Genomic DNA, 12,992 nt, shown 5'->3' on the forward strand with positions numbered 1-12,992 from the left:
CGTCGACCGGATCATCACCAATCTCGGCGTCCTCGACGTGGTCGAGGGCGGCCTGAAGATCGTCGAGACCGCCGAGGGCGTCAGCGAAGACGAACTCCGTGCCGCAACCGAGGCGACGATTGTCTGAAGGCGACGCGTAGTATGCAGTTTTCCAAGCCGCGCGACGTGACGCTCCACTACCGGTTCTCGCCGCGCTTGGAATCCGTGACTCCGATCGCGTTCCTGAATTCCCTCGGCACGGATTTCCGCATCTGGGATGGCGTAGTGAACCGCGTGAACCCGGACATTCCCTCCTTGCGGATGGACAAGCGCGGCCAAGAACTCTCTGACGAGGGGCCGATCAGCTTGGACGCGCATATCGTCGATGTCGCGGACCTCATGGACACGCTCGGGCTGAAATCGGCGCTAATCTGCGGCATATTCGTCGGCGGGATGATTGCGCAAGGGCTGGCCGCAGCCCGTCCTGACCTCATATCCGGATTGATGCTATGCAATACCGGTGCCCGGATCGACGATGCGGCCGGCTGGAATGCGCGGATCGCGGCGGTCGGTGAGACCGGTATCGCAAGCCTCGCCGAATCGATTCTTGAGCGATGGTTTTCGCCGGATTTTCATCGGGATTGGCCGGCAGAAGTCGTCTATCGCAACATACTGACCCGCACTCCCGCCGGCGGATATGCCGGCATCTGCGCTGCGATCCGCGATTCAGACTTTGTCGCGACATCCGCAAGTCTGAAGCTGTCGACAATCTGTGTCGAAGGATCCGACGATCTGGCGACGCCGCCTGCGACGGTCCGGAAGCTTGCAGACCTGATCCAAGGAGCCGACTACAATCTTCTCGACGGTGTCGGGCATTTACCCTGCATCGAAGCGCCGGAGATGGTAGCGCGACACCTCTCGGTCCTTCACGGGCGGCTTTGATGACAAACGTTTTTGAACATCCTTGGTTAGGTGGCCTCTTTGGCGACGACGAGGCCTCGGCAATCTGGTCGCCCGAGAGGCAAATGCGCCACATGCTCGCGTTCGAGAAGGCATGGGCGCAGGCGCTCGGCCACGTCGGTATCGTGCCTTCGGACATTGCCCACGCTGCGGCCAAGGCGATTGGTGGCTTTGCGCCGGACCTGCCGGCTCTCCGCAGGGGTTCGGCGCGTGACGGACTGCCCGTACCCGCGCTCATCGTGCAGTTGAAGGCTGCGGCGGGCGCGAATGCCCATGCGGTACACCGTGGCGCCACCTCTCAGGATGTGATCGACACGGCGCTGGCGCTGACGCTGCGTGAGATGAGCGATCTATTCACGGCACGCATCGAGCGGCTGTCTCAGGGGTTGGGCGATCTTACCAAGCGGTTTGGTGACAACGCCCTGATGGGCCGCACAAGAATGCAGGCGGCGCTGCCTATTGCCGCGGCCGACCGCATCGTGATTTGGCAGATGCCGCTTGCCGATCATCTCCGGCGCCTCGAGCAGGTACGCGATCGCGTTGAGTTGCTGCAGTTCGGCGGCGCGGCAGGAAATCGCGCGGCAACCGGCGGCAAGAGTTTCGCCATCGCGGAGTTTCTCGCAGACGCCCTTCACCTCGGCAACCCACCGAGATCATGGCACGCGAGGCGTGACGGGATCGCGGAATATGCAGGTCATCTGTCGTTGATCACCGGTACGCTGGGCAAGATGGGTCAGGATATCTGCCTGATGGCGCAACAGGGTGTGGACGAAATCGATCTGGCGGATGGTGGCGGATCTTCCGCCATGCCCCACAAACAGAACCCCATTCTCGCCGAGCTTCTTGTGACGCTGGCCCGGTTCAATGCGGTTCAGGTCTCCGGCATACATCACGCGCTGGTCCATGAGCAGGAGCGGTCGGGCGCAGCTTGGTCGCTCGAATGGATGATCGTGCCCCAGATGGCTCTCGCGACAGCGCGCAGCCTTGAGGCGGCTTCCGAACTCTGCCGACAAATCGTTCGCGTCGGACGAAGCAATGACGGGAGCAATCATCAGTGACACGGACGATTTTCGTCATCAACGGTCCGAACTTGAACATGCTCGGAACGCAGCAACCAGAGATCTACGGCCTCGAAACGTTGGCGGACATCGAACAGCTATGCCTGAAGGTCGGGAATGAGTTGGGTTTCAATATTGCGTTCCACCAGACAAATCATGAAGGGGACATTGTCGACCTCGTTCAGCTAGCCCGCGAGGCAGCCTGCGCGATCGTGATAAACCCGGCAGCTTATACGCATACCTGCGTGGCAATTCGCGATGCACTGACGGCGTGCGACTTCCCGATCATCGAGGTCCACATCTCGAACATCCATCGGCGCGAGCCGTTCCGGCACCATTCCTATGTCTCGGGTGTGGCGAAAGGCGTGATCGCTGGGCTTGGTGTTGAAGGCTACGCTGCGGCGATCCGTGCTCTCGCGACATTTGTGAGAACCTAGATTTGAAATCGCTCGTCGCTTGGACATTAGGTGCCGGACATAATAGCCATATCGTTCGCGTCACGCGCATTACGCCCGTTCATTTGCGGTGCAGCTTTGCCAAACCGGCCATACGCTCCATGCGCGAGGCCAGCTAGGTCCGCTGCGCGGACTAAGCGGGCTTGTGCAGTTGCGGCTATTGCTTGCGCAGAAAACCGTCGTGCTTGCAGCGCCGTCGTTTCGGCAACGCAGGGGATGTCCCTAGACCGGTCGTTCAATCGCGCCGCATCCGGCTGATTCCAAGCCGACCCTTCGCTGCGGTCAGTTCTTACAAACGACACGCGGGACGGAGCGGCTACCAAAATCCACTGTATCAAGGTCTTCTTCACCGCAGATTGCAGCCCTTCATCACACATGGCTCGCCGTGTTCAGGCAGTCGCGTAATGGCACGACAATATGGTTCGCAAGGAGCGAACCCCATTTTGCTGCAAGCACGACTATCCAGTAGCCACCAAAGTGCGCTCAGCGTTTGTCATCCTCTGATTGTTGAGACACAAATCGCTCAAGCTCCTCGTCGGAGATGGGTACTGAGTGCTCTGACGCGGGATAGGCCCCGCGTTTTACATCCGCGTCGAACTCTTTGAATGCGCCGATGCGTTCTTTCTGAAGCCGGTCCAATTCGCTTCGGAAATCGCGATACGTCTTGGCATGACGCGGTTTGTGACCGCGCGTGTATCCCAGCACGTCCTCGGCAAATAGATACTGCGCATCGGCATGAGGACCGGCCCCCATCCCGAGAAGAACCAGCTTGGTCCGCTTGGCGATCTCGGCAGCGACACGGTCGGGCACAACCTCTAGCTCGGCCCCAAAACATCCTATGTCTTCAAGCGCCTTCACGTGCCTGAAGACCTCGAGCGCGCTCTCGGCCGTTTTTCCAACCGCCTTGAACCCGCCGGTCCAGGTGGCCTTCGACGGAATCAATCCAACATGGCTCACTACCGGAATTCCATCATCCGACAAGGCTTTGATCGTACTGAGCGACGAGGCGCAATAGACGCAATCGCCGCCAACCTGCATCGCGCGATGCGCGGCGCGCTGGTAATCTTCCTGGGTGACCAATTCCCCATAGAGAAGGCCGACCTGGACAAAACAATTGCCTGCCGCTTCGCGCATCTCGGGTGTCCACACCGGGTCGATGATCGACAGCATGTCGATGCCGGCCTCGGCCGCGGCCGCGGCCTCGTCCAGGGTATCGACATAGAGCATGGAAAGCGTGCGCTTGCCTTTGAGCGCGCGGATGTCCGCGACCGTCGGCCGCTTGTGATAGTGTCCCATTCTTCCTCCGCATCGCTCAGGCCGCCCGGAGCAGTTTCTTCATGTTGTGCGACGGATCCGACAAGAGCGCCGGGTTGATTTCGGATCCGATTAGCCGTTGCGCAATCTTGATGTCTTTCGCCACGGTATTCCCCGGGCCGAGACCCGCCGCCCCGTTAAGCCTGTCTTGTCCGTCCAGAAAAAACAGGATCTGGGCTTGGTTTCCGAGCGCACGGATCGCTGACGGATCCCCTGACGTATTGCCGACCCCCTGGCGTCCCAGATCGTACTGATCTGACCAGAACCAGATCGGTACATCGAACTGCGCGTCGCTACCGGCAAGATTTCGTCCTGCCATCTCGCCCTGCGCCCGCGCGTTTTGCCAGGTTTCATACCGTCGGTACGTGCCACCGGATGTCTTCACAGAAGCACAGTCGCCTGCGGCGTAGATCAACGGGTCATCCGTCACGAGGCTGTCATCGACACATATTCCGTTCTGCACGCTCAGTCCCGCCGCTTCGGCTAGTTCGACGCTAGGCACTACTCCAATAGCGGCCACGATAAGATCGGCCTCGAATATCCGCTCCTTGTCCAGTACCACCGTGTTCTCGGCACATAGCACGACGCTGGCGTCACAGATGATCTGGACGCCCTGTTCGCGATGCCGGTTCGCCAGTGCAGCAACCAAGCCGCGCGGGACATTCCGCCCAAGCGGACGTGGACCGGCTTCGAGAACCGTAACCCCTGCGCCGCGCGCAGAGAGAAGCGCCGCGAGCTCCAGCCCGATGAGCCCGGCACCCACGATGACAACGCGCGTACCCGAAGCCGCTGCACGATATGTGGTCCGGGCGTCCGCGACCGTCCGTAGGACCTTCGCGTTCTCTCCGCCAGGGCAACTCAAGGCTCGCGGCCGCGCACCTGTCGCGAGGAGCATTTTCTCGTAAGGCATCGACGTTCCGTCCGAGAGCCGCACCTTGCGTTCAGCGCGATCCAGTTGGGTAACGGAAATACCGGTTTGAAGGTTGATCGCCTTCTCGGCCAACGCCTCCGGGTTGGTAATGGGTTTCTCAATTGCACCGGTCTCGTCGGGTTTCGAAAGTGGCGGTCTTTCATAAGGCGGTACGGGCTCATCACCGATCACGGAGATTGCACCCTCGTATCCCGCGTCTCGTGCCGCAAACGCAGCGCGTATCCCGCATTCACCGGCGCCGATGATGGCGATCCCCGCCATGTCAGATCTCGATAAATACGCGGTCGCCTTCGACCTTGACCGGATAAGTGTTCAGATTGACACAGACCGGCGCGCGCTTCGCCTCGCCGGTGCGATAGTCGAACTGCCCGTTATGCTTTGGGCATTCGATCACGTAGTCCATCACCAGACCGTCTTCGAGATGCACCTGTTCGTGGGTGCAGAGCCCGTCCGTACAAAAAAACTCATCGTTCGGACTTCTATAGATCGCGAAGGTGCGATCGCCGTGGTCGAAGCGTATCAGGTCCTCTTCATCCACATCGTCCATTCCGCAGGCATCGATCCACTCAGCCATACTGTTGTCCTCCCCTGTATAGCTATTCGGCCGGGACGCTAAGCGCCTGTTCATGCAAGTCTTCCCGATAGGGACGCGCCGATCCGGGCAGTTCACGCTTGACGAAAAAATCCTCGTAGCGAAGCTGCCGCTTCAGAGCGGGCCAGATTTCCCGATAGGCATCGAGGATCGAGGTATTCGGCGCCGGCAGGTCGTGCTTGATCTTCTCGTGCAACTCCGGAAGCCGGTGATAGGGCACCATCGGGAACATGTGGTGCTCGACGTGATAGTTCATGTTCCAGTAGATGAAGCGGCTGATCGGGTTGACGTAGACTGTGCGACTGTTCAGCCGGTGGTCGAGCACGTTTTCAGCAAGGCCTGCGTGCTGCATGATCCCGGTCATCACATGGTGCCAGGCGCCATAGAGCCGCGGCAAACCAATCACCATAAGCGGCAGGATCGAATGCATTGCGACGGCGAGCACGATGGTCGCGAGGTAGATCAGCACCCAGACGCGCGCCACGCCGATGACTTTGTGCTGTTCCTGCTCGGGGATGAAGGTCGCCTCTTCGGAATCGAGATGACCAGCGGCGTTCATGATCATACGCATCCAGCCGTTCAACGCATCGACGATGCCGAAGAAGTTCAGGAAGATGCGGAACAATGCCGGCGGCCGCATCGCGACAATCTCGGGATCACGGCCGACGATGATCGTGTCGGTGTGATGCCGCGCATGGCTCCAGCGCCACGTGACCGGGTTGCGGATCATGCAGAAGGACGCGATCTGATAGATCACGTTGTTCATCAACGGCGTCTTGAAGGCGGTGCCATGCCCGCATTCGTGCCACCGGCTGTCCATCGCCGAACCGTAGAGCACGCCGTAAGCCAGCCAGAACGGAGCCGACCACCAAGACGGCCAGAGCGCGATGCCAATTCCCGCAATCAGGATCATTGACCCAAACAGGATGACAGCATCCCGGATTGCGGGTTGGTCCGAGCGCTGCATCAGCGCCTTCATCTCTTTGCGAGGAATGTCGGTGTGATACCACTCGGCGGTCGCCAGCCCCGTCTCGACGGCACGCTCGGCATCCGGACCGAGCAGTGAATAGTCGCGCTTCGTCATGGTCTCCTCCCGGAGTATCATCTCCTGTGAGATACATTGAGACCAGCGATGCTCTCAATACTCGGCATTGCTTTTCGCATCAAAATACATCATTAATCAGCCTATGATGATGTGAATACCTCAGCTTTGGAATGAAGACACGTCGCCCCACTTTGAAGGATCTGGCAGAGGCTGCGGGGGTCGGTGTGGCCACCGTTGACCGCGTTCTCAACGAGCGCCCGAACGTTCGTGCCACAATGGTCGAGCGCGTGCTCGCCGCTGCTGAAGACATCGGGTATCCGACGAAGAAGCTGGACGCCATCAAGCTCGATGCTGCGCGGCCGGTTGTCAGATTGGGCATTGTCCTGCACAAGCCGTCCCAGGAGTTTTATCGCAATTTCGCCAGCGAACTCGAGATCGCCGTCAAGAACCGTGCCGAGGTTCGCGGACGGTGTGAAATCAGGTTCTCTTCGTCTCAAGCGCCATCCGAGTTCGCCGCCGAACTCGTTGAAGCCTCCAAGTCGGCCGAAGTGCTTGCGACGTCCGCCATCAACCACCCCACGCTGTCGCAAACGATCCGCGCCTTGCAGGACGATGGTAAGCCGGTGTTCTCGCTCCTTAATGATGCCGCGTCGGGCGTGCAGCAAAGCTATGTCGGCCTCGACAATGTCAAGGTCGGTCGTATCGCCGGGTGGATGATCGCAACGCAGGTTCGTGAGCCGGGCAAGGTCGCCGTCTTCATCGGCGGGAACCGCTGGCACGGTCATATTCTGCGAGAGACGGGTCTTAGAAGCTATCTCAGAGACTACGCTCCACACCTCCAGCTTCTGGATGCCATCGTGAACTTGGAGACGCGGCAGGTCACCTACGAGGCGACGCTCGATCTCGTCGACCGCCATCCCGATCTTCGTGGAATCTACGTCGCGGGCGGTGGCATGGAAGGCGCTATCGCCGCGTTAAGAGAGGTGAGACCGCCCGGCAAGGTAGCGCTGGTCGTCAACGAACTTACAAACGAGAGCCGCAAGGCGCTCTCAGACCGATATGTCAGCCTTGCGATCGCGACGCCGCTCCCTGACATCTGTCGATACCTAGTCAGCTTGATGATCGAGGCAGCGCGAAGCGGGCCCAGTGAAACATCGGGCCAGCATTATCTCACCCCGCAGCTTCTCGTGCCCGAGTCTCTCTAATCCTACTTGTCTCTTTCCATGATCCAATCCACCTCCGGCGCGGGCACGAAGCGCCACTTGCGCAGGGGGCCGGCCATGACGTTGAGATAGTACATCTCGAACCCGTAGGGCGCGCCGCAGGGATGGTGCCCGCGCGGGACGAGCACCACGTCGCCGTCGGCGACCGCCATGGTCTCGTCGAGCCGCCCGTCGTCGGTGTAGACCCGCTGGACGCCGAAGCCCGAAGCCGGGTTCAGCCGGTGGTAGTAGGTTTCTTCCAGATAGGTGATGCGCGGAAAGTCGTCCTCGTCATGGCGGTGGCTCGGATAGGACGACCAGTGGCCCGCAGGCGTGAAAACCTCAGTGACGAGGAGGCTGTCGGCGTAATCCTCCGCCTCCATCGCGATGTTGTTGATGTGCCGCGTGTTTGTGCCCTTGCCGCGCTCGGTCAGGGTGATGCCGTCGGGCCCGATGCGGCGCGCTTCGTGGCCGCCCTTGCCTGGCGCAGAGCAGACGGCGAGGACGCAATCGGTCTCGGCCTTCGCCTCCCACTCTGTGCCGTTGGGCAAATAGAGGCAATGCGGCGGCGTCCTCTCGAAGACGTCCATGCGCGCGCCGAGAACGCCCCAGTCCTTGCCCGCGCCGGTGAACGCCGCCTTGCCCTCCACCATCACTAGGATGACCTCGCGGTCACGCGTCGCCTCGCCCACCGCCTCGCCCTTCCGCAGCCGGTAGAGCGAGAAGCCGACGTAACGCCAGCCTGCGTTTTCGGGCGTGATCTCATGGACCTTGCCATGGGCTCCGAAGGGCTTTCTGAGAAGATCGGGCATGACGTCAGTCCTCAATCTTCAATCGCCAGGCCGGAGCGGCCACAGATTTCACGGATATGTTCATATCCGAGCTTGGAATACTCAAACGGAGGAGCTTTGGCGGGGTCCTGTTCGGCCTCGACCACTATCCAGCCGTCGTAGTCCTGTGCCTTCAGAAGGTCGGTGATCGCCTGGAAATCAATACAACCGTCGGCATCTCCCGGCACCGAGAACACCCCGCCTGCCACCGCATCGAGAAAGCTGCCGTTCTCGGCATGGATCCTGTCCAGAACCGACTGACGGACGGTCTTGAAATGCACGTGGCTCACGCGGTTCCCCCACTTATCGAGGACGGCAGCCGGGTCAGCCCCTGCAAAATGCAAATGCCCCGTGTCATAGAGCAGGGTGACCTCCGGTGACGATCCCTCCATCAGCCAGTCGATGTCCTCAGCATCCTGAACCATCGCGCCCATGTGGTGGTGATAGGCCAGCACCATCCCCGTGTCCGAGACACGTTTGGCAAGTTCGGACAGCTTGGCGGCATAGCCCGTCACCTCGTCCCGGCTCAGCTTCGGGCGCTGGCTGACGGGCGTGTTCATCATGCCCTGGACGGTGTTGGAGCATTCCGCATAGACGATGCAGGGAGCGTTCAACGCCACGAATTGTTCGACCTGCTGGCGGATTGCGCCAAACTCCTCGTCTGCTGGGGCGAGCATGAGGTTTCCAGAACACCAGCCACCACACAGAGACACGCCATAACGGTCGAGATAGGCGCGCAGGCCCTCGGTATCGGCAGGCATGCGGCGGCCCCGCTCGACCCCCGCATAGCCGATACGCGCCGCATCCTCCATTGCGCCTTCGGTCGTGTACTCCCAGGTCAGTTCCGGCAGGTCGTCGTTCTGCCAAGCAATCAGGGAGATACCGATTTTGACGCCCATCAGTCTGCCCTCTGTGTTTTCTTGTGTTCGACATAATCGGCACGGGCCTTGTTTACCTCTGCCCGTTCCGAGACCTCCGGCAAGCCAACGTCCCACCATGTGCCACCGTACTCAGTCGATGGGTAAGGGTCGGTATCAATGACGATGACATATGGCCCCCTGACGCCGTCGCGTCTGGCGAGCGCGTCTTCCAGTTCGACAATCGAGCAGACCTTGACGCTGGTCGCCCCCATCGCTCCGGCGTGCTTGGCAAAGTCGATGGCCGAGGGCTGCGCGTGAATCGTGTGATCCAGCAGATTGTTGAACTCAGCCCCGCCGGTGCCCATCTGAAGCCGGTTGATGCACCCATATCCTCTGTTGTCGGTGACGACCACGGTAAAGGAGATGCCCATCATCGCCGCTGTCGCCAGCTCGGAATTGGCCATCATGTAGGTGCCATCGCCGGTGAAGCAGATCACGTCTCTCTCGGGCTCGGCCATCTTGATGCCCATCGCCCCGGCGATCTCGTAGCCCATGCAGGAGAAGCCATACTCCATGTGGTAGGAGCCAGGCCGGCCCGCCTTCCACAGCTTGTGCAACTCGCCCGGCATGGTGCCGGCGGCGCACATAACGACGGTGTTTTCGTTCGCCGCGCGTTGCACGGCGCCGACCACCTGCATGTCGGTCGGCAATTCGTTGCCCTCGGGCGCGGAGGTTAGGGGATCGACCCGCGCGAACCACTCGGACTTCAGCTCGACAGCATCGGCATCGAAGCGCAGAGCGTCCAAGGCATCGGAAAGATCTGCAAGGCCGGTTTTCGCATCCGACAGGATTGGCATGGCGCCGTGCTTTTCCGCGTCGTAGGCCTGCACGTTCAGGCTGACGAGCCGGCGTTCGGGGTTGGCGAAAAGGCCCCAAGAGCCGGTCGTGAAGTCCTGGAAGCGTGTGCCGATGCCAATCACCACGTCAGCCTCCGCGGCGACGGTATTGGCTGGCTCGCCCCCCGTCACGCCGATGGGCCCGAGGTTCAGCGGATGATCCCAGGGAAGCGCCGACTTGCCGGCCTGCGTCTCGGCGACGCGAATGTTGTGGGTTTCGGCGAAACTTTGCAGCTCCTCGGTCGCATCGGAGTAGTGCACGCCGCCGCCGGCCACGATCATCGGGCGACTGGCCGCCCGGATCGTCGCCGCCGCGCGGTGCAGCTCGTGGTGTTCGGGCCGGAGTCGGCGCTGGTACCAGGTTCGCGGGTCGAAGAAGCTGACCGCATAGTCATAGGCTTCAGCCTGCACGTCCTGGCAGAAGGCCAGCGTCACCGGACCGCAATCGGCCGGGTCGGTCATCGTCCGGAAGGCCCGCGGCAGCGCGGTCAACAATTGCTCGGGGCGCGTGATGCGGTCGAAATAACGGCTGACCGGTTTGAAGACGTCGTTGGCACTGACCGTGCCGTCGCCGAAATCCTCGATTTGTTGCAACACCGGGTCGGGGCCACGGTTTGCGAATACGTCGCCGGGCAACAACAGGACCGGAAGCCGGTTCACATGGGCCAGCGCCGCCGCAGTGACCATGTTCGTTGCCCCCGGCCCGATCGACGAGGTCACCGCCATGGCACGCCTGCGACGCAACTGCTTGGAATAGGCGATCGCTGCGTGCGCCATCGTCTGTTCGTTGTGACCACGATATGTCTGGATCGCATCCCGCGAGGCATGTAGCGCCTCACCCAGTCCTGCCACGTTGCCGTGCCCAAAGATTGCCCAGACGCCCGCGATGAACGGATCGCCGTCCTCGGTCAGTTGCGCCGTCAGGTAGCGCACAAGAGCCTGTGCCGCCGTAAGCCGGATCGTCTTGCCCATCTTCCTATCCCCTTGACTTGTCCCACGCGGCGCAGAGCCGCGCGTAGTTCTCGGCCATTTGCGCAACAGCGTCTGCGTCGGTCATTCGGCCGGTCATCCACGCCTCGGCGGAACCGGCGAAGATCGTCCGCCCTAAAGCGAACCCTTTCACCAGTGGATATTGTGCGGCCGCGTCGAAGCTGGCGGCGAGCTTGTCTTCGCTCTCACCAAGCCCAAGGATCACGATGCCTCGCGTATTGGGATCGTTTTTTTCGATCGTGTCGCAGGTGAGTTGCCACGCCCGCGATGTCAGCATCGGCTCAAGCTTCCACCAGTCGGGATAGACGCTGTTGTCGTAGAAACGCTGGATGACTTTGGCGGTCGTGTTGTCCTCCACATTACCGACCTTCGAAGGGATGACCTCAAGCAGAAACTCCAGGCGGTTTCGACGACAGGCGTTGAAAAGTCTGACGATCGTCGCCTCCTGATCGGCCCAAGTCGCCGCATCATCGTCGGGGTGGCAGAAACAAAGTACCTTGACCACCTGATCGCGCGGCCATTCTGCCAGCCCGCCGAAATCAGGTCCAATCTCGGGCTCGAGCATCAGCGGCCGCGAGCCCGGCCATTCCACCGGACGCCCCACCCAGAGGCCGGTGCCGGCCGTCTTGTAGAGTGCATCGCGTCCGAGACGCCCGTCACAGAGTAGACCGTGCCCCGGCTTGCCGGCGGCGACGCTTTGAACGGCGTCGAGGCAGAGTTCCTTGAACCGGCCGATCATCTCAGGCGTCGCGCCATCGATCTCCTCCAGCTGCACACGGTGATCGAAGGCGAAGATGCGAACCTCGGGCCAGTCGATATTCCGGTTCGTCGCCCAATGAATCTGTTCGAGCGCTTCGTCGTTCCTCAGATCCGGGCGCTTGATGCCCCGCTCTAAGAAGAATTGCAGTTCATCCCAGCTTGGATATGCCGGCGTGCAGCCGTGGCGTGACACGGCGAAAGCTCCGCAGGCGTTTGCGTATTTCAGCGCAGTCGGCCAATCCTCTCCATCGAGCCAGCCTTTGAGCAGCCCCGCCATGAAGCCGTCGCCGGCGCCCAAAACGTTGAAGACTTCGATCGGGAAGCCCGGGCCGGCCTCGGCATCGTCAAGGTTGTCTGGCACGTCGCCTGTGATGGCAACAGCGCCCTTCGCACCGCGTTTGCATACGAGCGTGGCGTCAGTGACAGCGCGCACAGCGCGAAGCGCGGCGATCGTGTCGGTAGCCCCGCCGGCGATGTGGAATTCCTCTTCGGTTCCCACGATCAGGTCGAAGTAGTGCAGCGTGGACTGCAGTTTCTCGGTGACCTTGGCACTTTCAACAAAGCGGCTTTCGCCTTCCCCGTGCCCGGAGACGCCCCAGAGGTTCGGGCGATAGTCGATATCGAGTGTGGTCTGTATGCCCGCCCCACGCGCAATCTCCAGCGCCTTGAGCGTCGCCGCCTCTACGTCAGGATGCGACAGGTGCGTCCCGGAGGCGACGACGGCGCGCGCCTCGCGGATGAAGTTCGGGTCAATATCATCTGCCGTCAGGCCCATGTCGGCGCAGTTTTCCCGGTAGAAGATCAGCGGGAACCTTTCCTGATCTCGGATGCCCAAAAGCACCAGCGCGGTAAGTCGCTCGGGGTCAGTCTTGACGCCGCGCGTGTCCACGCCTTCGCGTTCAAGTTCTTCACGGATGAACCGGCCCATGTGCTCGTCGCCGACGCCGGTGATGACTGCGGCTCTCAATCCCAGCCGCGCAGTGCCGCACGCCGTATTTGTCGGGCTGCCGCCGATGTACTTGTCGAAGGACCGCATGTCTTCCAGGCGCCCGCCAATCTGCACGCCATAGAGATCCACCGAAGATCGGCCAATGGTGATGAGATCGAGAGTTTTCGCCATG

The 12,992-nt window shown here is 61.2% G+C and carries 12 protein-coding genes and 1 pseudogene; 5 read left to right on the plus strand and 8 right to left on the minus strand.

What is annotated here, in order from left to right:
• The 4 genes and pseudogenes from DEA8626_RS20165 to aroQ form a co-directional block, all read left to right on the plus strand.
• Window positions 1-127: pseudogene (locus DEA8626_RS20165) on the plus strand (succinyl-CoA--3-ketoacid-CoA transferase); the annotation flags it as partial.
• Between the two features lie 14 nt (window positions 128-141).
• Window positions 142-921: an alpha/beta fold hydrolase gene (locus tag DEA8626_RS20170; protein WP_108855045.1), complete on the plus strand. Its 780-nt coding sequence runs from the start codon at window positions 142-144 to the stop codon at window positions 919-921.
• Window positions 921-1,997 carry a 3-carboxy-cis,cis-muconate cycloisomerase gene (locus tag DEA8626_RS20175; RefSeq protein WP_219929233.1) on the plus strand — a complete coding sequence of 359 codons (1,077 nt, stop codon included), beginning with the start codon at window positions 921-923 and terminating at the stop codon, window positions 1,995-1,997. The genes DEA8626_RS20170 and DEA8626_RS20175 overlap by 1 nt, the downstream gene beginning before the upstream one ends.
• Window positions 1,994-2,434: a type II 3-dehydroquinate dehydratase gene (aroQ, locus tag DEA8626_RS20180; RefSeq protein WP_108855047.1), complete on the plus strand. Its 441-nt coding sequence runs from the start codon at window positions 1,994-1,996 to the stop codon at window positions 2,432-2,434. Before DEA8626_RS20175 ends, aroQ begins: the two co-directional genes overlap by 4 nt.
• A gap of 501 nt (window positions 2,435-2,935) precedes the next feature.
• On the opposite strand, the gene DEA8626_RS20185 is transcribed toward aroQ, so the two are convergent.
• Genes DEA8626_RS20185 through DEA8626_RS20200 form a run of 4 tightly spaced genes read right to left on the minus strand, consistent with a single transcriptional unit; the run spans window position 2,936 to window position 6,373 of the window.
• Window positions 2,936-3,748 (minus strand): 3-methyl-2-oxobutanoate hydroxymethyltransferase, encoded by an 813-nt coding sequence (locus DEA8626_RS20185; protein ID WP_108855048.1) that lies wholly within the window; start codon window positions 3,746-3,748, stop codon window positions 2,936-2,938.
• Between the two features lie 16 nt (window positions 3,749-3,764).
• Window positions 3,765-4,958 (minus strand): NAD(P)/FAD-dependent oxidoreductase, encoded by a 1,194-nt coding sequence (locus tag DEA8626_RS20190; protein ID WP_108855049.1) that lies wholly within the window; start codon window positions 4,956-4,958, stop codon window positions 3,765-3,767.
• Window position 4,959: 1 nt separating this feature from the next.
• On the minus strand, window positions 4,960-5,271 hold the full coding sequence (locus DEA8626_RS20195; protein ID WP_108855050.1) for a MocE family 2Fe-2S type ferredoxin: 312 nt from the start codon (window positions 5,269-5,271) through the stop codon (window positions 4,960-4,962).
• A gap of 22 nt (window positions 5,272-5,293) precedes the next feature.
• Window positions 5,294-6,373, minus strand: coding sequence for a fatty acid desaturase family protein (locus DEA8626_RS20200; protein WP_219929234.1), 1,080 nt, complete (start codon window positions 6,371-6,373; stop codon window positions 5,294-5,296).
• A 131-nt stretch (window positions 6,374-6,504) separates the two neighbouring features.
• Between DEA8626_RS20200 and DEA8626_RS20205 the strand changes: the two genes are divergently transcribed.
• Entirely contained in the window at window positions 6,505-7,539 is a 1,035-nt protein-coding gene (locus DEA8626_RS20205; protein ID WP_108855052.1) for a LacI family DNA-binding transcriptional regulator, read from the plus strand.
• Between the two features lie 2 nt (window positions 7,540-7,541).
• On the opposite strand, the gene iolB is transcribed toward DEA8626_RS20205, so the two are convergent.
• Genes iolB through DEA8626_RS20225 form a run of 4 tightly spaced genes read right to left on the minus strand, consistent with a single transcriptional unit; the run spans window position 7,542 to window position 12,991 of the window.
• A complete protein-coding gene (gene iolB / locus DEA8626_RS20210) occupies window positions 7,542-8,348 on the minus strand; it encodes a 5-deoxy-glucuronate isomerase (RefSeq protein ID WP_108855053.1) in 807 nt (268 codons plus the stop codon).
• 11 nt (window positions 8,349-8,359) lie between these two features.
• The gene (gene iolE / locus DEA8626_RS20215; protein WP_108855054.1) at window positions 8,360-9,265 is read right to left on the minus strand and encodes a myo-inosose-2 dehydratase; all 906 of its coding nucleotides are present in this window, start codon (window positions 9,263-9,265) and stop codon (window positions 8,360-8,362) included.
• Window positions 9,265-11,094, minus strand: coding sequence for a 3D-(3,5/4)-trihydroxycyclohexane-1,2-dione acylhydrolase (decyclizing) (iolD, locus tag DEA8626_RS20220; RefSeq protein ID WP_108855055.1), 1,830 nt, complete (start codon window positions 11,092-11,094; stop codon window positions 9,265-9,267). Before iolD ends, iolE begins: the two co-directional genes overlap by 1 nt.
• Window positions 11,095-11,098: 4 nt before the next feature.
• Window positions 11,099-12,991 carry a bifunctional 5-dehydro-2-deoxygluconokinase/5-dehydro-2-deoxyphosphogluconate aldolase gene (locus DEA8626_RS20225; RefSeq protein ID WP_108855056.1) on the minus strand — a complete coding sequence of 631 codons (1,893 nt, stop codon included), beginning with the start codon at window positions 12,989-12,991 and terminating at the stop codon, window positions 11,099-11,101.
• Window position 12,992: the final 1 nt, after the last annotated feature.

It is taken from the genome of Defluviimonas aquaemixtae (assembly GCF_900302475.1).
GTDB lineage: Bacteria > Pseudomonadota > Alphaproteobacteria > Rhodobacterales > Rhodobacteraceae > Albidovulum > Albidovulum aquaemixtae.

What these genes read in the sequence shown, in the direction of transcription:
- DEA8626_RS20170 (WP_108855045.1), top strand. Translation starts at nt 142, where the DNA reads ATGCAGTTTTCCAAGCCGCGCGACGTGACGCTCCACTACCGGTTCTCG.
- DEA8626_RS20175 (WP_219929233.1), top strand. Translation starts at nt 921, where the DNA reads ATGACAAACGTTTTTGAACATCCTTGGTTAGGTGGCCTCTTTGGCGAC.
- DEA8626_RS20185 (WP_108855048.1), bottom strand. Translation starts at nt 3,748, where the DNA reads ATGGGACACTATCACAAGCGGCCGACGGTCGCGGACATCCGCGCGCTC.
- DEA8626_RS20190 (WP_108855049.1), bottom strand. Translation starts at nt 4,958, where the DNA reads ATGGCGGGGATCGCCATCATCGGCGCCGGTGAATGCGGGATACGCGCT.
- DEA8626_RS20195 (WP_108855050.1), bottom strand. Translation starts at nt 5,271, where the DNA reads ATGGCTGAGTGGATCGATGCCTGCGGAATGGACGATGTGGATGAAGAG.
- DEA8626_RS20200 (WP_219929234.1), bottom strand. Translation starts at nt 6,373, where the DNA reads ATGACGAAGCGCGACTATTCACTGCTCGGTCCGGATGCCGAGCGTGCC.
- DEA8626_RS20205 (WP_108855052.1), top strand. Translation starts at nt 6,505, where the DNA reads ATGAAGACACGTCGCCCCACTTTGAAGGATCTGGCAGAGGCTGCGGGG.
- iolB (WP_108855053.1), bottom strand. Translation starts at nt 8,348, where the DNA reads ATGCCCGATCTTCTCAGAAAGCCCTTCGGAGCCCATGGCAAGGTCCAT.
- iolE (WP_108855054.1), bottom strand. Translation starts at nt 9,265, where the DNA reads ATGGGCGTCAAAATCGGTATCTCCCTGATTGCTTGGCAGAACGACGAC.
- iolD (WP_108855055.1), bottom strand. Translation starts at nt 11,094, where the DNA reads ATGGGCAAGACGATCCGGCTTACGGCGGCACAGGCTCTTGTGCGCTAC.
- DEA8626_RS20225 (WP_108855056.1), bottom strand. Translation starts at nt 12,991, where the DNA reads ATGGCGAAAACTCTCGATCTCATCACCATTGGCCGATCTTCGGTGGAT.